Origin of the sequence: Sorangium sp. So ce117, from assembly GCF_051524395.1 — a bacterium.
Lineage (GTDB): Bacteria > Myxococcota_A > Polyangia > Polyangiales > Polyangiaceae > Sorangium > Sorangium cellulosum_B.
Genome location: NZ_CP150309.1, coordinates 11,735,818 through 11,755,222, shown reverse-complemented (window position 1 = coordinate 11,755,222; position 19,405 = coordinate 11,735,818). Strand labels below are relative to the sequence as shown.

Sequence of the window (19,405 nt, the reverse complement as noted above, 5' to 3'; positions counted from 1 at the left end):
CGTGTCTACCAAGCCTGATCCCTCTGCCAACATCGAAAGCGTCTATCCCCTCTCGCCCATGCAGGAGGGGATGCTGTTCCACACGCTCCTGCGTCCGTCCTCGGGCGTCTACCTCATGCAGAACCGCTATCGCATCGAGGGCGATCTACAGATCGACGCGTTCGAGCGGGGCTGGCGAGAGGTGGTGGCGCGGCACGCGATCCTGCGCACCTCCTTCGTCTGGAGGAGCCAGAAGCGCCCGCTCCAGGTCGTCCACAAGACGGTGGAGCTGCCGTTCGAGGTGCTCGACTACCGGGGCCTCTCCGGAGAAGCCCAGGAGGCGCGCATCTCCAAGGAGCTCCGCGACGAGCTCGACCGAGGGCTCGACTTCGGCAAGGCGCCTGTGATGCGCCTCCGCCTCGTCCGGCTGGGCGACCGGACTCACGAGCTCATTCACAGCTTCCATCACATCCTCCTCGACGAGTGGTGCACGTCGCTCCTGATGATGGACTTCCTCGCTCACTACGAGGCGCTGGTCCGGGGCGACGCTTCCCGCCCTCCGCCCCCGCGCCCCTACCGCGATTATATCGACTGGATCGGGCGGCGAGACGTCCAGGCCGCAGAGGCGTTCTGGCGGGGCGCCCTCAAGGGCTTCGGGGCCCCGACGCCGCTCGGGTTCGAGGAGCGCTACGAAGGCGCGGCGGCCGCGGATCATGCCGAGATCGACGAGGTCACGGTCCGGCTCGGCGCGGAGCCCACGGCCGCGCTGCGCGTGCTCGCCCAGCGCCATCGCCTCACGCTCAACACGATCGTGCAGGGCGCCTGGGCCCTGCTCCTCAGCCATTACAGCGGCGAGCCCGAGGTGCTCTTCGGCGTCACCGTCGCCGGGCGTCCCCCGGAGCTGCCAGGGGTCGAGTCCATCCTGGGCCTCTTCATCAACACGCTGCCGCTGCGCGTCCCGGTCCCCGCGGACAAGCCGCTCTTGCCGTGGCTCGCCGCGCTCCTCGATCAGAACCTCGGGCTGCGGCAGCACGAGCACACGCCGCTCGTGGACATCCAGCGCTGGAGCGAGATCGAGCGCGGACAGCCGCTGTTCCAGAGCCTCTTCGTGTTCGAGAACGCGCCGGTCGACCCCGCGCTCCGCGAAGGGCGGATCGTCTTCCGGGTCGGGGACGTCCGCGACCGCGTCCACACGAACTACCCGCTCACGCTCATGTCGTGGCCCGAGACCGAGCAGCCCCTCAAGCTCTCCTACGACCGGTCGCGCGTCAGGCCCGAGCTCGCCGCGCGGCTGCTCGGGCACCTGCGCGCCCTCCTCGAGGGCATGGCCGCGCGCCCCGATGCGCGCCTCGGCGAGCTGCCGCTCCTCACGCCAGCCGAGCGGCAACAGGCGCTCGTCGCATGGAACACGACGCCCGCGGTCGAGGAAGATCTCTCGTCCTACGCCGCGCGCTTCCACGCCCAGGTCGCGCGGACGCCCGACGCCGTCGCCGTGTCCTGCGCGGATCGGCGGCTGACCTATGCCGCGCTGAACCGCGACGCCAACCGCGCGGCACACGCGCTGCTCGCGCGCGGCGTCGGCCCCGAAGAGCGGGTCGCGCTGCTCGACGACCGGGGCATCCCGCTGCTCACCATGATCCTCGCCGTGTTCAAGGCCGGCGGGGCGTACGTGCCGATCGATCCCGCCTACCCGGCCGAGCGCGCGGCGCAGATCCTCGCGTCGAGCGAGCCCCGCGTCGTGCTGACGCGCGATCGGCACCGCGCGGCTTTGGAAAGAGCCATTGCTTTGCTGCCCGAGGCGCGCCGGCCGGCGATCGCGACCATCGAGGGCGCCCTCGACGAGGCCTCGTCCGATGAGAACCCGGAGGAGCGCGGCGGGCCGGGGCACCTCGCCTACGTCATCTACACGAGCGGCTCCACCGGGGTGCCCAAGGGCGCGATGGTCGAGCGGCGCGGGATGCTCAACAACATGCTGAGCAAGATCCCGCGGCTCGGCCTCGCAGCGGGCGACGTCATCGCGCAGACGGCCTCGCCGTGCTTCGACATCTCGGTCTGGCAGTTCCTCACCGCCCTGCTCTTCGGCGGCACGGTCGACATCGTGCCCGACGAGATCACGCGCGATCCGGCCCGCCTGATCGAGCACGTCGAGCGCCGGGGGATCGCCGTCGCCGAGCTCGTCCCCGCCGTGCTCCAGGGCATGCTGGACGCGGCCCTGGAGCACGCCGCGCCGCCGGCCCTCGCGCGGCTGCGCTGGATCCTGCCGACCGGCGAGGCGCTCCCTGCAGCGCTCGCCCGGGCATGGCTCGACCGCTACCCGGCGGTGCCCCTCATGAACGCCTACGGGCCCGCGGAGTGCTCGGACGACGTGGCGCTGCACGCGATCACCGCGCCGCCCGCGGCACACGAGGCGCAGGTCCCGATCGGGCGGCCGGTGGACGGCTTCAGGCTCTACGTGCTGGATCACCTGCTCGTCCCGTCGCCGGTCGGCGTGACCGGCGAGCTCTACGTGGGCGGCATCGGCGTCGGGCGCGGCTACCTGGGTGAGCCGGACCGGACCGCCGCCGCGTTCCTCCCCGACCCCTTCAGCTCGGCGCCGGGGCGTCGGCTCTACCGGACCGGAGATCTCGGTCGCTACCGCGACGACGGCACGATCGAGTTCGTCGGCCGGCGGGACCACCAGGTCAAGCTGCGCGGCTACCGCATCGAGCTCGGCGAGATCGAGGCGCGGCTCGCCGAGCACCCCGCCGTGCAGGAGGCCGCGGTGCTCGTCCGCGAGGACCGGCCGGGGGTGCGGCGGCTCGTCGCCTACGCGGCCGCCTCGGAGCCGGTGCCGGCCGCGGAGGCGCTGCGCGCATGGCTCGCGGAGCGCGTGCCGGAGTACATGGTGCCGCCGGCCTTCGTGTTCCTGCCGGCGCTCCCCCGCACGCCGAACGGCAAGGTGGACCGGCGCGAGCTACCCGCCCCCGAGGCCGGCGACGCGCGGAGCCACATCGCGCCGCGCACCGCGACCGAGGAGCTGCTCGCCGGGATCTGGGCCGAGGTGCTGGGCGTGGAGCGGGTCTCCGTCGAGGACTCGTTCTTCGACCTCGGCGGCCACTCGCTGCTGCTGACGCAGGTCCTCTCGCGCGTGCGCCGCGTGCTCGACGTCGAGCTCCCGCTCCGCGCGCTGTTCGAGACGCCGACGGTAGCCGCCCAGGCGCGCGCCGCCCTGGCGGCGCGGCGCGGCCCGCTGGCCCCACCGGCGCCGCCGCTCCTCGCCGAGCCGCGGAGCGGCCCGCCGCCGCTCTCTTTCGCGCAGGAGCGGCTGTGGTTCCTCTCGCAGCTCGAGGAGACCGCAGCGTCGTACAACGTCCCCGCGGCCGTGCGCCTGCTCGGGCCGCTCGACGTCGCCCGCCTCGAGCGCAGCTTCGCCGCGCTGATCCGCCGCCACGAGTCCCTGCGCGCCACGTTCGAGGAGCGCGACGGCCGCGCGGTCGCGATCATCCACGCCGAGCAGCCGGCGGCGCTCTCCACCGGGGACCTCCGCGCCGCGCCCGAGGACACGCGCGAGGCCGAGGCGCTGCGGCTGCTCGAGGAGCAGGCCAGCCGGCCCTTCGACCTCCGCCGCGGGCCGCTGCTCCGGGTCTCACTCTTGCGGCTCGGCGAGCGCGAGCACCTCCTGCTCGTCGTCCTCCACCACATCGTGTCGGACGGGTGGTCGATGAACGTCCTCGTCCGCGAGGTGGCGGAGCTCTACGCCGCCGACGCGGAGGGGCGCGCCCCGGCGCTCCCGGCGCTCCCGATCCAGTACGGCGACTACGCCAGCTGGCAGCGCGCGTGGCTCGCGGGGGCGGCGCTCGACCAGCAGCTCGCGCACTTCCGGCAGCGGCTCTCCGCAGAGCCGCCCGTCCTGCGGCTGCCCACCGACAAGCCGCGCCCCGCCGCGCGGTCGTACCGGGGCGCCCGCCACAACTTCGAGCTCCCGCGCGAGCTCTCCGCCGAGCTCGGCGCGCTCGCCCGCGGCCAGGGCGTCACCACGTACATGCTGCTCCTTACCGCGTTCCAAGCGCTGGTCGCGCAGCGGAGCGGACAGACGGACCTGTGCATCGGGACGCCGATCGCGGGCCGCACGCGCGTCGAGGTCGAGGGGCTCATCGGGCTCTTCGTCAACACGCTCGTGCTGCGGGCCGACCTCGCGGGGGACCCGCGCTTCACGGATCTGCTCTCGCGGACGCGGGAAGAGGTGCTGGCCGCGCAGGCGCACCAGGACCTGCCGTTCGAGCAGCTCGTGAAGGCGCTCCGGCCGGCGCGAGATCTCGGGAGCACCCCGCTGTTCCAGGTGATGTTCTCGCTCCAGGAGGCCTCGCGGCGCGCGCTCCCGCTCGCCGACCTCGAGCTCCGGCCCGTCGAGGTGGATCCGGGCAGCGCCCAGTTCGACCTCTCGCTCCACATGGCGACCGGGCCGGAGGGGCTGAGCGGCTCGTTCGAGTACAGCACGGAGCTCTTCGAGGAGCGCACGATCCGCCGCATGGCAGGCGACCTCCGCGCGCTGCTGGAGGCGATCGTGGCGCGGCCGACCGCGCGGCTCGGCGAGCTGCCGCTGCCCGAGGCGCCGGCCCCGGCGCTGCCCGAGCCGCCCGAGGCAGCGCTGCCTGCGGACGCGGCCCTCGCGGCGACGGCTGCGGACGCGGCCCTCGCGGCGGCGCCGTCGCTCGGCGCCGGAGGAGCGCCCCGGGGCGCGGCGCAGGACGCCGCCCCGGCCACCGACATCGAGGCAGAGCTCGCGCAGATCTGGGCCGCGGTGCTGGGCCGCGGGCGCGTCGGCCGCGACGACAACTTCTTCGAGCTGGGCGGCGACTCGATCCTGAGCCTCCAGGTCGTCTCCCGCGCGAAGCAGGCGGGCCTCCGCCTGACGGCGCGCCAGATGTTCCAGCACCAGACCCTCGCGGAGCTCGCGGCCGCCGCGGGCGTCGCCTCGGCCGCGGTGTCGGCCGGGGAGGAGCCGGCGACGGGCGATGTCCCCTTGATCCCGATCCAGCGGCGGTTCTTCGCGCGCGATCTGCCGAACCCCCATCACTGGAACCAGGCGCTCTTGCTCACGGTCGCCGAGCCCCTCGACTGGCCGGCCCTGCAGGCGGCGGTGCAGGCGCTCCTGCGCCACCACGACGCCCTGCGGCTGCGCTACGTGCCGGAGGGAGGCGGCTTTCGCCAGACGCACGCGCCCGGCGAGCCCGAGGCGGTCGCGCACCGGGCAGACCTCTCCAGGGTGCCCGAGGCCGACCTGCCGCGGGCGATCGAGGCGCACGCGTCCCGGTGGCAGGCGAGCCTCGACCTGACGGCGGGGCCGGTGCTCCGCGTTGTCGGCTTCGATCTCGGCGCCGGCCGGCCGGGGCGGCTCTTGCTGGCCGCGCACCACCTCGTCGTCGACGGCGTGTCGTGGCGGATCCTCCTCGACGATCTCCAGACCGCCTACGACCAGGCCCGCCGCGGGGCACCGACGCAGCTGCCCGACCGGACCACCTCGTTCAAGCGGTGGGCGGAGCGCCTCGAGGCCGCGGCGCAGGGCGACGCCCTCCAGGAAGAAGCGGCCTTCTGGCTCGGGCTTCCCTGGGACCGGGCGGCGCCGCTGCCTGTCGACACGCCGGCCGGAGATCGCGCGGAGACGGCCATGGCCACGGTCAAGGCGGGTCTGAGCGCGGCCGAGACGCGGTCGCTGCTGGAGGCCGTGTCGGACGCGTACCGGACGCGCGTCGACGAGGTCTTGCTGGCCGGGCTGGCCCTCGCGCTCGCGCGGTGGACCGGGCAGGGCGTGGCGGCGATCGAGGTCGAAGGCCACGGGCGCGAGGCGCTCGACGGCGAAGAGCTGGACCTGTCGCGCACCGTCGGCTGGTTCACGAGCGCCTACCCGGTGCTGCTCGAGGTCGCGAAGGACGCGGCGCCGGGCGACGTGCTCAAGGCGGTGAAGGAGCAGCTCCGCCGCGTCCCGCGGCGCGGCCTCCCCTACGGCGCGGTGCGGGAGCTGGGCACGGGGGCGATCGCCGACCGGCTGCGCCGCCTGCCGACGCCGGGCATCGCGTTCAACTACCTGGGCCAGTGGGATCAGGTGGTCGGCGCCGGCGCGCGGTTCTCCCTGGCCGCGGAGTCGCCCGGCGCCGAGCACGACCCGCGCAGCCCGCTCCCGTACGAGATCGAGATCGACGCGGCCGTGTACGACGGCCGGCTCGAGGCGACCTTCCGTTACAGCGCCGCGCGGTACCGGCAGGAGACGGTCGCGGCGGTCAGCGCGCTGTGGCGCGACGCGCTGAGAGAGCTGATCGCGCACTGCCTGTCCCCCGAGGCCGGCGGCTACACGCCATCGGACTTCACCGACGTCACGCTCGCGTCGGACGAGCTGGACTCCATCCTGGAAGCCTTGGACTGACGCCATGACGAACAAGAAGAAAGACATCGAGTCGATTCACTACCTCTCCCCGCTCCAGCAGGGATTGCTCTTTCACGCGGTCTCGGACCGGTCCGCCGACCCGTACTTCGTCCAAACGGCCTTCCTGCTGGAGGGGCGCCTCGATCTGGACGCCTTCGAGCGCGCCTGGCAGGCGCTCGCGGAGCGGCACCCCATCCTGCGCACCGCCTTCGTCTGGGAGGGCGTCGCGAAGCCCGTGCAGGTCGTCCGACCGCGGGTGACGATCCCGGTGGCGCGCCACGACCTCCGCGGGCTCGCGGCCGGCGAGCGCGACGAGGCCCTCTCCGCGCTCATGGACGCGGACCGGCGCGCCGGCTTCGACCTGCTGAAAGCCCCACTCATGCGGCTCACGGTGGTCCAGGCCGCGGACAATGCCTTTTATTTCATCAACAGCCATCACCACCTCTTGCTGGACGGGTGGAGCTTCGCCCTCTTGCTGAGAGAGGCGCTGTTCGTTTACCAGGCGCTCGCGCGGAGCACGGTGCCCGAGCTGCCGCGGGCGCGCCCGTACCGGGAGTACCTGAGCTGGGTGCAGGCCCAGGACGAAGGCACGGCCGAGCGGTTCTTTCGCGGCGCGCTGGCCGGCTTCCGGACGCCGACGCCGCTCCCGATGGAGGCCGGCCCGGCGGAGGCCACGGCGGGCGACGACGCGTTCCCCTGCGCCGAGCAGGCGCTGCGCTTCTCGCGGGCCGAGACGGAGGCGCTCGCGGCCTGCGCGCGCCGCATGCGCATCACGCTGAACACCCTCGTGCAGGGCGCGTGGGCCCTCCTGCTCTCCCGGCACAGCGGAGAGCCCGACGTGGTCTTCGGCGCCACGGTCTCGGGCCGTCCCCCGGAGCTCCCCGGCTCCGAGGCGATCGTCGGCGTGCTGATCAACACCCTGCCGGTGCGGGTCCGCGTGGACGAGCACGAGCCGCTCGCCGCCTGGCTCTCACGGCTGCAAGACCGCAACAGCGAGCTGCGCCAGCACGAGTGGGCTCCCCTCTCGCTCGTCCAGCGCTGGAGCGACGTGCCGGGCGGGAGGTCGCTCTTCGACAGCCTGGTGGTGTTCGACAGCTACCCCGAGGAGGAGGTGCCCGATGCTCAATCCGACGCGCGCGACGTGCGCGTCCGCGCCCTGCCCCGGCCCGGCGGCGGGCGCGTCGGCGACGCCCTGCTCACCGGCGGGCGCAACAACTACCCGGTGTCGCTCATCGTCGAGCCATCGAGCGAGCTCGGACTCATCCTCTCGTACGAGCGCCGCCGCCTCACGCACGAGGCCGCGGCCAGCCTGCTCGGCCAGTGCCGCGCGCTGCTCGAGGCGATGGCGGCGCGGCCGCAAGCCCGCCTGGCCGAGCTGCCCCTCGTGGGCGCGGCCGAGCGGCGGCGCCTGCTCACCGACCTGAACGCGACGGCCACGGCCTCCCCGCCGGCGGCCTGCGTCCACGAGCTCTTCGAGGCGCACGCCGCCGCGCGGCCCGACGCGCTCGCGGTCGTCTGCGAGGAGACGGCGCTGACCTACGGGGAGCTCGACCGGAGGACGAACCAGCTCGCGCGGAGGCTGCAGGCGCTCGGCGTGGGGCCCGAGGACCGGGTCGTCCTGTGCATCGAGCGCTCGGCGGAGATGGTCCTCGCGCTGCTCGGCGTGCTCAAGGCCGGCGCCGCGTACGTGCCCGTCGATCCGAAGTTCCCGCGCGAGCGGCTCCGCGCGGTGGTCGAGGACAGCGGCGCGCGCGTCGTGCTCACGCAGGAGCGATGGGCCGGCGCGTTCGACGAGCCGGGGCCCGCGCTGCTCTTCCTGGACCGCGACGCGGGCGCCCTCGCGGCCGAGTCCGACGCGCCGCTCGGCGCGACGGCCCGGCCCGAGAACATCGCCTACCTCATCTACACCTCGGGCTCGACGGGGCGCCCGAAGGGCGTGGCCGTCGAGCACCGCCACCTCGTGAACTACGTGCGCGGCGCGCTCGCGCGGCTGCCGCTCGCCGAGGGCGGCGGCATGGCGCTCGTCTCGACCGTGGCCGCGGATCTCGGGCACACGTCGCTCTTCGGCGCGCTCTGCTCGGGCCGCGCGCTGCACGTCCTGTCCGAGGCGCGGATCTTCGATCCCGACGCGACCGCCGAGTACATGAGCCGCCACGGGGTCGACGCCCTCAAGATCGTCCCCAGCCACCTCGCCGCGCTCCTCGAAGCGGCGCACCCCGAGCGCGTCCTGCCGACGCGCTGCCTCGTGGTCGGCGGAGAGGCCTCGAGCTGGGAGCTCATCGAGCGGATCCGGACGCTCGCGCCGGGCTGCACCGTGGTGAACCACTACGGCCCCACCGAGACGACCGTTGGCTCGCTCACATGGCAGGTCGACCCAGCGCGTGGCCGCTCCGGAGCGACGGTGCCCATCGGCCGGCCGCTACCGAACACCCATGCGTATGTCCTTGGTGTAAATTTTGAGCCCGTGCCGGTGGGCGTACCCGGGGAGCTCTACCTGGGCGGGGCTGGCGTGACGCGCGGCTACCACGCTCGCCCTGAGCTGACGGCGGAGCGCTTCGTCCCGGATCCGTTCGGGGGCGTCCCGGGGGGTCGGCTGTACCGCACCGGGGATCGGGTGCGCCTCCTTGCGAACGGGGCGATCGAGTTCCTCGGGCGCACCGATCACCAGATCAAGCTGCGCGGCCACCGCGTGGAGCTGGGCGAGATCGAGGCGCGGCTGCGCGAGCAGCCCGAGGTGCGCGAGGCGGTCGTGGCGGCGCGGGACAGCGGCGGGGCCGTGCGCCTCGTGGCCTACGTGGTGGCCCGCGAGGCGGCGCTCGACGCGGCGGCGCTCCGCGCGCGGCTCGCCCAGCAGCTGCCCGACTACATGGTGCCCGCCGTGATCGTGCCGCTGCCGGCGCTGCCGCTCACCCCGAACGGCAAGATCGACCGCGCGGCGCTGCCGGAGCCCGAGCGGGCGGGCGCGCCGGACGCCGGAGGCTTCGTCGCGCCCCGGAACGAGGTCGAGGCCACGCTCGCCCAGATCTGGGCCGACATCCTGCGCGTGGAGCGGGTCGGCATCCACGACAACTTCTTCGCCCTCGGCGGCGACTCCATCCGGAGCCTCCAGGTCATCGCGCGCGCCAACCAGCGCGGCGTCAAGCTGAGCCCGAAGGACCTGTTCGACCACCCGACGGTGGCCGCCGCCGCGGCGGTCGCGGTCTCCTCCGCGGCGGCCTCGGCCGCGGGCTCTGCCCCCGTCGCCCCGGGTGCAGCCCCAGACCAGGCCGGAGCGCCGCAAGGAGATCGGCCCGAGGCGACGCCGTCCCGGTTCTCGCTGAGCGGCCTCACCGACGACGAGATCGCGCGCCACCTGCCGGATCCGTCGGGGCTCGATGACGTCTACCCGCTCTCGCCGATGCAGGAGGGGATGCTCTTCCACACCCTGCTGAACCCTGGCTCGGGCATCTACCTGATGCAGCAGCACTACGTGTGGCACGGCGCGCTCGATGCCGACCTCGTCGTCGAGGCCTGGCGGCGGGTGGCGGCGCGGCACCCGATCCTGAGGACGTCCTTCGTCTGGAAGGATCTCGAGCGACCGCTCCAGATCGTCCACCGGGAGGTCGACCTCTCCGACGTCATCCGGTTCCTCGACTGGCGCGACCAGACCGAGGCCGAGCAGGAGAGGCGCCTCGCCGAGACGCTCGAGGCCGAGCTCGCCGAGGGGCTCGACATGACCCGGGCGCCGCTCATGCGGATCCGGCTGATCCGCGTGCGGGACGACGCCTACCGCATCGTCCGGAGCTTCCACCACATCCTCACGGACGACTGGTGCTTCTCCGTGCTGATGATGGAGTGCCTCTCGTACTACGCGGCGCTCCGCGAGGGCCGCTCGCTGGAGCTGCCCGAGCCGCGCCCGTACCGCGACTACATCGCGTGGCTCGCGCAGCAGGATCTCCCGGCGGCCGAACGGTTCTGGCGCGAGGAGCTCCGCGGCTTCACGGAGCCGACGCCCCTCGGCGTGGACCGGATCCTCTCCGAAGGAGCGGCGCCGCCCGCGGGGGCCGGGGTCAGCGATGCGTTCGTCGAGCTGCCCCCGGCGTTGACCGAGACGCTCCTCGGCCTCGCGCACCAGCACGGGCTGACACCCAACACCTTCGTGCAAGGGGCCTGGGCGCTCCTCCTGAGCCGCTACAGCGGCCGGCGCGACGTCGTGTTGGGCGTGACCGTGGCGGGCCGCCCGACCGATCTGCCCGGCGTGGAGACGATCGTCGGCCTCTTCATCAACAGCCTGCCGCTGCGGGTCCGCGTGTCGCCCGAGCAGCCGCTCGTGCCGTGGCTCAAGGGGCTCCTGGCCCACAACTACCGTATCCGCGAGGTCGAGCATCCGCCGCTCGTCGAGATCCAGCGGTGGAGCGAGCTCCCCAAGGGACAGGCGCTGTTCGGCAGCCTCGTCGTCTTCGAGAACGCGCCGAAGGACCCCCGCCTCGGGGAGCAGGTGGGCGACGTCCACCTCTCCTACGAGCAGGACCGCGTCCACACGAACTACCCGATGACGGTCGTGGCCTACCCGAGCGCGGGGCTCGGGATCCGGCTCTCGTACGACCGGCGCCTGTTCGATCACGACGCGGTCGAGCGGATGCTGGGCCACCTGGTCCAGCTGCTCTCGGAGATGGCCCGTCGTCCGGAGGCCCGGCTGGGCGACCTCTCGCCCCTGAGCGAGCGCGAGCGCCGGCAGCTGCTCCTGGAGTGGAACGACACCGGGAGCGCGGAGCCCGCCGCGCCGGGCTATGTGGCGCTCTTCGAGGCCCAGGCGCGCAAAACGCCGGACGCGGACGCCGTCACGTGCCGCGGTCGCCGGATCACCTATGCAGCCCTGAACCGCGCCGCGAACCACGTCGCCCACGCGCTGCGGGCGCAGGGGGTCGGCCCGGACACGATCGTCGCCGTGCTGGAGTCGCGCGACATCGAGCTGGTCGTCGCGGTGCTCGGCGTGCTCAAGGCCGGCGGCGCGTACCTCCCGCTCGATCCTCACCAGCCGGAGCAGCGCATCGCCAGCGTCGTCGAGGCCAGCCGCGCGCCGGTGGTCGTGACCTCGGAGGCGTGGGTCCCGCGGCTCGGGAAGGCGCTCGCGCACCTGCCGGAGCCGGCGCGGCCGCGGTTCGTGACGCGCGAGCGCCTCGCCGCGCAGCACGGGCCCGCGCCCGAAGGCGACCCGCCGCGGCTCGCCGGCCCGGGCCACCTCGCGTACGTGATCTATACGAGCGGATCGACCGGCGTGCCGAAGGGCGCGATGGTCGAGCACGCGGGGATGCTCAACAACGTGCGGGGGAAGATCCCCGCGCTGGAGCTCGGCCCCTCGGACGTGATCGGCCAGACCGCGTCCCAGTGCTTCGACATCTCGGTCTGGCAGCTCCTCTCGGCGCTGCTCTGCGGCGGCCGCGTCCACATCGTCCCCGAGGAGATCGTGGGCGATCCGCGGCGCCTGCTGGAGGAGGCCGAGGCGCAGGGGATCACGGTCCTCGAGCTGGTCCCGTCGCTGCTCGCGGAGCTCGTCTCGGCGGACGCCGACGCGCCGCGCCTCCCGCGCCTCCGGTGGATGCTGCCCACCGGTGAGGCGCTGACGCCCGACCTCTCCCGCCGGTGGTTCGCGCGGTACCCCGGCGTCCCCCTGATGAACGCCTACGGCCCGGCCGAGTGCGCCGACGACGTGGCGCTGCACACGATCACGGCGGCCCCGGGGCCCGAGGTCGTCCACATGCCCATCGGCCGGCCCGTGCCCAACGTGAGGCTCCACGTCGTGACGGGCGGCGACCTCGCGCCCGTCGGCGTGACCGGCGAGATCTGCGTCGCTGGCATCGGCGTGGGGCGCGGCTACCTGAACGACCCCGCGCGGACCGCGGAGGTCTTCGTGCCCGACCCGTTCGGCGGCGCGCCCGGCGCGCGCATGTACCGCACCGGCGATCTCGGCCGGCGCCTCGCGGACGGCACCCTCGAGTTCTCGGGGCGGCGGGATCACCAGGTGAAGATCCGCGGCTTCCGCATCGAGCTCGGGGAGATCGAGGCGCGCCTCGCGCGGCACCCGGAGGTCCGGGAGGCCGTGGTCACGGTCCGGGAGGAGCGCACCTCGGGCAAGCGGCTCGTGGCCTATGTCGTCGGCGAGGGCGGCGCGACCCCTGCGCCCGAGCGCCTGCGCGAGTTCCTGAAGGAGGCGCTGCCCGACTACATGGTGCCGCCCGTCTTCGTCGCCCTGCCCGCGCTGCCGCTCACCCCGAACGGCAAGGTGGACCGCAAGGCGCTGCCGGCGCCGGACGCGCCCGCGGCCGATCCGGACGGCGCGACGGCCGGCGCCCCGACGACGCCGACCGAGGAGGCCCTCGCGGGCATCTGGGCGGAGGTGCTGGGGATCGAGCGGGCGCCTGTCCACGCGGGCTTCTTCGAGCTCGGCGGGCACTCGCTGCTGGCCACGCAGGTGGTGTCGCGCGTGCGCAAGGCGCTCGGCGTCGAGCTGCCGCTCCGGAGCGTGTTCGACCACCCCACGGTGGCCGAGCTCGCCCGCGACGTCGATCGACGGCGCGATGCGGGCGGCGGCGCGCCCGCGGCCGGGGCGCCGCCGCCGCTCGTCGCGGCGCCGCGGCAGGGGCCGCTGCCGCTCTCGTTCGCGCAGCAGCGCCTGTGGTTCCTGGCCCAGCTCGAGCCCGACAGCGCCGGGTACAACATGACCGCGGCCGTGCGCGTCGAGGGGGAGCTCGACCTCGCGGTGCTCCAGGAGAGCCTCGCGGCGCTCGTCCGGCGCCACGAGTCGCTGAGGACCACGTTCGGCGTGGTCTCGGGCGAGCCGGTGCAGGTGATCGCCCCCGAGGGCGCGCCGGGGTTCGAGGTGGTGGACCTGTCGGCGACGCCCGAGGCGGAGCGCGGCGCGGCGGTCCAGCGCCTGGCGACGGACCGCGCGGAGCGGCCCTTCGATCTCGGTCGCGGGCCGCTCCTGCGGCTGACCGCGATCCAGCTGCGCCACGACGAGCTCGTGCTGGTCGTCGTCGTCCACCACATCGTGGCGGACGGCTGGACCATGAACGTGCTGGTCGCGGACCTGGCCGAGCTGTACGCCGCGGCGAGGGCCGGGCGGCCGCCGGCGCTCCGGCCGCTGCCGGTCCAGTACGCGGACTTCGCCGTCTGGCAGCGGCAGTGGATCCAAGGGCCGGTCCGCGAGGCGCTGCTCGGCGCCTGGCGCGAGCGGCTCGCCGGGCCTCCGCCGGCGCTCGATCTGCGCCCGGATCATCCCCGGTCCGCCGCGTCGACCTACCGCGGCGGGCGCCGCACGATCGCGGTGGACCGCGCGCTCTCCGAGGCGCTGCGCGCGCTCGGCCGGCGCGAGGGCGCCACGCTCTTCATGACGCTGCTCGCGGCGTTCAAGGTCGTGCTCCTCGGGCGCACGGGCCAGAGCGACGTCCTCGTCGGGACCGACGTCGCGGGCCGCAACCGCGCGGAGACCGAGGGGCTCATCGGGTTCTTCGTCAACCTGCTCGTCCTGCGCACGGATCTCGGCGGCCTGCCCACGTTCCGGGAGCTCCTTCAGCGGGTCCGGGAGGTCACGCTCGACGCGTACGCGCACCAGGATCTGCCGTTCGAGCAGGTGGTCGACGCCGTGCGGCCGGCCCGCGAGCCCGGCCGCCACCCCCTCGTGCAGACGCTGTTCGTCCTGCAGAACGTGCCGGCGTCGGAGATCTCGCTGCCCGGCGTGCGCTTCAGCGCCATGGATCTCGACCGCGAGGTGTCGCGGTTCGACCTCGGCGTGTTCGTCGAGGAGACGGACGAGGGGCTCGCGTGCACGTGGAAGTACCGCGCCGATCTGTTCGAGCCGCCCACCATCGAGGTGATGGCGGCCCACTTCATGGCCGTGCTGCGGGCCATCGTGGACGACCCCGACCGCCGCGTGACGGCGCTCGCGGCAGCGGAGAGGAAGGAACGCACCGTGGAAGGACGCGCGCGCGACGAGGGCCGGCTCCGGAGCCTCAAGCGCATCACCCCCCGCAAGGTGGACGTGGGCCCGAGCGCGCTGGTCGCGACCAGCACGCTGGGCGACGGGCCGCTGCCGCTCGTCGTGAGGCCGGCGGTGGCCGACGTGGATCTCGCGGCCTGGGCCCGCGAGGAGCGGGCGTTCGTCGAGGCGCAGCTGCTCCGGCACGGGGCCGTGCTGTTCCGCGGCTTCCCGATCAAGTCGGCCCCCGAGTTCGAGCAGGTCGCGCAGGCCATCTGCGGCGAGCTGTTCGGCGAGTACGGCGATCTTCCCCGGGAGAAGACCGGACAGCACATCTACAGCTCGACGCCCTACCCGGCCGACAAGGCCATCCTGTTCCACAACGAGAGCTCGCACCTGCCGCGCTGGCCGCTCAAGCAGTGGTTCTTCTGCGTGCAGGCCGCGCCGGAGGGCGGCGCGACGCCGATCGTGGACTGCCGGAGGCTCTACGAGGCCCTCGCGCCCGACGTCCGCGAGCGCTTCCGGCGGTCGGGGCTGCTCTACGTGCGGAATTTCACGCCGGGCTTCGACGTGGGCTGGCAGGACTTCTTCCACACCACGGATCCCGCGGTCGTGGAGGAGCGCTGCCGCGCCGGCGGCATGCGGTGCGAGTGGCTCGCGGGCGGCCGGCTGCGGATCAGCCAGCGCGGGCCGGCTGTGCTCTCGCACCCGAAGACGGGAGAGCAGGTGTTCTTCAACCAGATCCAGCTGCACCACCCGGCGTACCTGGAGGCGCCGGTGCGCGAGTCGCTCCTGGCCATGGTCGGCGAGCAGTGGCTGCCGCGCAACGTGACCTACGGCGACGGCGCGCCGATCGAGGTCGAGACGACGCGCGCGCTCGGCGAGGCGTACGAGCGCTGCGCCGTGCGGTTCCCGTGGCAGGAGGGCGACATCATCCTGCTCGACAACATGCTCGTGGCCCACGGCCGCGATCCGTTCTCGGGCCCGCGGAAGATCGTGGTGGCCATGGGCGAGATGATCACGGCCGAGCGGGCGATGCAGGCGTCGCGGGCGTCGCGAACGTCGGATGGCGCGGTGGCGTCATGACGACGCAGGTCAGCGAGCTCGGGCCGAGCGTGCAGGGCGTGCGCCTGTCGCCGCAGCAGCGGCGCCTGTGGGCGCTCCACCGGAGCGGAACCACGGTGTTCGCGCGCGGGTTGATCCGCCTGGAGGGAGACCTCGACGCCGCGCGGCTGGCCAGCGCCCTCGGCCAGGTCGTCGCGCGCCACGAGATGCCGAGGACGACGTTCCGCCGGGATCCGCGCCTCAAGTTCCCGCTGCAGGCCGTCAGCGGGGCGGCGCCCGCGTGGCGCCGGGTGGATCTGGGCGGCCGCGCGGCCGGCGAGCAGGAGGCGCACGTCGAGGCGCTCTGGCGCGAGGCCGCGCGGATCGAGGTCGACCTCGAGCGCGGGCCGCTGCTCCACGTGTGGCTGGTGCGCCGCGCCGAGCGGCTGCACGACCTGCTCGTCGCGGCGCCCGCGCTCTCTGCCGACGCGTGGACGCTGGACCTCCTGTTCCGCGAGCTGGCCGAGGCCTACGCCGGCGCCGACGATCGGCGGGAGGCCGGGGCGGAGCCCGTGCAGTACGCCCAGTTCGCCGAGTGGCAGAACGAGCTCGTCGACTCGGCGGAGAGCGCGCCGGCCCCCTCGGGGGTGCCCGTCGTCCTCCCGTTCGAGGGCGCCGCCGGGGAGGGCGGCGCCTCCGGCGAGGTGGTCGAGATCGAGGTCGACGCGGCGCTGCTCGGCCGGCTCGAGTCGCTGGCCCGCGGCGAGGGGGCCTCGCTCTCGTCGGTCCTGCTCGCGGCCTTCCAGCTCCACCTCGCGCGCCTCACCGGCTCGCGGGAGCTCGTCGTCGCGGTGGCCTCGGCCATGCGGCGGCTCGAGGACGTCCAGGAGGTCATGGGCCCGGTGGCCAAGTGGCTCCCGGTCCCGTGCCGCGTGGACGAGGCGCAGCGGTTCGCCGAGCTGGTGCGCCGGGCGCAGGCCGGCGTCGAGGAGGCGACCGAGGAGGAGGAGCACTGGAACCCCGACCTGCCGGCGGACGGCGGGGGGCCCGGGAGCACCGTCGGCTTCGAGTTCTCGTCGCTCCCCGAGCCCAGGGTGGCGGGCGGCGTCGCGTGGCACGTCGAGCGCCAGTGCACGGGCGCGGGCGGGCTCAAGCTCGCGCTCTCGGCCCAGCGCGGGCGGGGCCGCGTGCGCCTCTCGCTCTGGCACGACGCGCGCCGCTGCGGGGCGGAGGGCGTCCTCGCGATGGCCGAGCAGTACCGGGCGCTGCTCGGCAGCGCGGCCGAGGCCTGGTCGGAGCCGACCTCGCGCCTCGGCCTGCTCGGCCCCGCGGAGCGGGCGCGGCGGCTCTCCGAGGGCCGGGGGGCGGCGCACGACGCCGCGCCCCCGCGGTGCCTGCACGAGGCGTTCGAGGAGCACGCGGCGCGGCAGCCGGACGCGCTGGCGGTGGTCGCGGGCGACCGGCGGCTGACCTACCGCGAGCTCAACCAGCAGGCCAACCGGCTCGCCCACCACCTCCGCCGCCGCGGCGTCGGCGGCGGCAGCCCTGTCGGCCTCTGCGGCGAGCGATCCGTGGACATGATCGCGGGCCTCCTCGGCATCCTGAAGGCCGGCGGCGCCTACGTGCCGCTCGACCCGCACGCCCCGGTGCAGCGTCTCACCCAGCAGATCCAGCGCCCGGGCTTCTCCGTCCTGCTCACGAACGCGCCCGTCCGCGCCCGGCTACCGGACCTGTCGGACACCGATTGCGCCGTCCTCTCCCTGGACGACGCGGCGCTGCTCGACGGCGAGCCCGAAGGCGACCCGGCCGTGCCGGTGCTGCCCGACGATCTCGCGTCCGTCGTCTTCACGTCGGGCTCGACCGGTGAGCCCAAGGGCGTCGGCGTCACCCACCGCGGCATCGCCAGTTACACCCGCTCGGTGTGCGATGCGCTCGGGATCATCGAGGCCGGCCTGCACTTCGCGACCGTCTCGACGCTGAGCGCCGATCTCGGCAACACGAGCATCTTCGGCGCGCTCGCCTCGGGCGGGTGCCTCCACGTGATCGGCTACGAGACGGCGACCGACGGCCGGCTCTTCTCGGAGTACTACAGGCGCTGGCCGATCGACGTGCTGAAGATCGTGCCGTCGCACCTGAGCGCGCTGCTCGACACGGGCGAGGGCGCGGCGGTGCTGCCGCGGCGGCTCCTGGTGCTCGGCGGAGAGGCGCTGCCGCTCGCGCTCGTCGAGCGGATCGCGGCGCTCTCGAGCGGCTGCGCCGTGGCGAACCACTACGGGCCGACCGAGACGACGGTGGGCGCGCTGGTCTTGCCGCTGCGCGCGCTGCGCGACCGGCGCGGGTGCGCGTCGGTGCCGATCGGCCGTCCGCTCGCCAGCGCGGAGGCGTACGTCCTCGACGAGCGCCTGGAGCCGGCGCCCGCGGGCACGGTGGGCGAGCTGTACCTGGGCGGGGCCGGCCTCGCGCGCGGCTACCTCGGCCAGCCGGATCTGACCGCGGAGCGGTTCGTGCCGCACCCCTTCGGCGTGGGCGCGCGGCTCTACCGGACGGGCGATCGGGCGCGGTACCGGCCCGACGGCGCCATCGAGTTCATGGGCCGGCGCGATCACCAGGTGAAGATCCGCGGCTTCCGCGTGGAGCTCGGGGAGATCGAGGCGCGTGTCCGCGAGCACCCCGCGGTCGGGCAGGCCGTCGTCGTCGCCGCGCGCCAGGACGGCGCGGTCGGGCCGAGCATCGTCGCCTACGTCGTCCCCCGGGAAGGCGCGGTCGACGAGGCGGCGCTGCGCGGGTTCCTCAAGGACCGGCTACCCGAGTACATGCACCCGAGCGACGTCGTGGTGCTGCACGCGCTGCCGCTCACCGCGAACGGGAAGGTGGATCGCAAGGCGCTGCCCAGCCCTGCCGCGCGCCGGCGGCGCGAGTACGTCGCGCCGCGGACGCCGGTCGAGGAGGCGCTCGCGGCGATCTGGGCCGACGTCCTGGGGCGCCCGCAGGTCGGCGTCGAGGACAACTTCTTCGACCTCGGCGGGCACTCGCTGATGGCGATCCCGCTGATGCACCGGATCCAGCAGGCGCTCGGCGGCGCGCTGTCGTTGATGGCGATCTTCGAGGCGCCGACCGTGGCGGGGCTGGCCCGGCTCCTCGACGCCGGGGGTCCGGCGTCGAGCGTCGTCGAGCTCCGCGCCGGCGGGTCGCGCCCGCCGCTCTTCTGCGTGGATCCCTCGGGCCTGCACGTCATGGCGTACCGCGGCCTCGCCGCGGCCATGAGCGAGGAGCAGCCGGTGCTCGGGCTCGATCTGGGCCCGTCGCTCGCGGGTGAGGCCGCCGCGCTCTCGCTCCCTCGGATCGTCGAGCGGCTGTCGCGCGAGATCCGGGAGCGGCAGCCGCGCGGCCCGTACCGCCTCCTCGGGTGGTCCGTGGGCGGCGTGCTGGCGCTCGCCGTCGCCCGGGCGCTGGAGGAGCAGGGCGAGCGGGTCGCCTTCCTCGGCATGCTGGACGCGCAGCCGCGCACGCAGCTCTACGCGGCGGGCGAGCCGGATGTCGTCGAGGAGCTGGCGGCGTACATCGATCAGGGCCGGAGCGCGGAGCTGCTCGCGCTCGCGCCGGCGGAGCTCGACGCGCTGCGGGAGCGGCTCGAGGGGCTGAGCGACGGCGAGCGCGTGGCGGAGGCCGTGCGCTGGGCGCAGACCCGCGGCTTTGCGTCGAGCGACATCCCGCCCGCCGCCTATCACCACCGGTACGCGCTGCTCCGAGGCGCGGCCCTGCTCGCGAGGGATCTGCCGTCGCGATCCGTCGCCGCGCCGATCCACGCGTGGTGGAGCACCGAGACGATCGAGCTCCACGGCGGCCCGCCCATGGACTGGCAGCAGTACACGGCGGGAGCAGCGCGCTCGGCAATTCTTCCCGGCGATCACATCGCCGCCGTGCAGGGGCCCGACGTGCATGTGCACGTGCGCGCGGCCCTGGAGGTCCTGGACCTCGATGAGCGCGCCCTGGAGCGCCCGGAGCGGAACAACCCCTCTCACTAG

At 74.4% G+C, this 19,405-nt stretch carries 3 protein-coding genes; all 3 read left to right on the top strand.

The window, feature by feature from the left end:
* Position 1: 1 nt before the first annotated feature.
* Genes WMF46_RS44080 through WMF46_RS44070 form a run of 3 tightly spaced genes read left to right on the top strand, consistent with a single transcriptional unit; the run spans position 2 to position 19,405 of the window.
* Positions 2-6,379, top strand: coding sequence for an amino acid adenylation domain-containing protein (locus tag WMF46_RS44080; RefSeq protein WP_437982701.1), 6,378 nt, complete (start codon positions 2-4; stop codon positions 6,377-6,379).
* A 4-nt stretch (positions 6,380-6,383) separates the two neighbouring features.
* The gene (locus tag WMF46_RS44075; RefSeq protein WP_437982700.1) at positions 6,384-15,422 is read left to right on the top strand and encodes an amino acid adenylation domain-containing protein; all 9,039 of its coding nucleotides are present in this window, start codon (positions 6,384-6,386) and stop codon (positions 15,420-15,422) included.
* Positions 15,419-19,405, top strand: a complete 3,987-nt coding sequence (locus WMF46_RS44070; protein ID WP_437982699.1) for a non-ribosomal peptide synthetase — start codon at positions 15,419-15,421, stop codon at positions 19,403-19,405. Before WMF46_RS44075 ends, WMF46_RS44070 begins: the two co-directional genes overlap by 4 nt.

What these genes read in the sequence shown, in the direction of transcription:
- WMF46_RS44075 (WP_437982700.1), top strand. Translation starts at nt 6,384, where the DNA reads ATGACGAACAAGAAGAAAGACATCGAGTCGATTCACTACCTCTCCCCG.
- WMF46_RS44070 (WP_437982699.1), top strand. Translation starts at nt 15,419, where the DNA reads ATGACGACGCAGGTCAGCGAGCTCGGGCCGAGCGTGCAGGGCGTGCGC.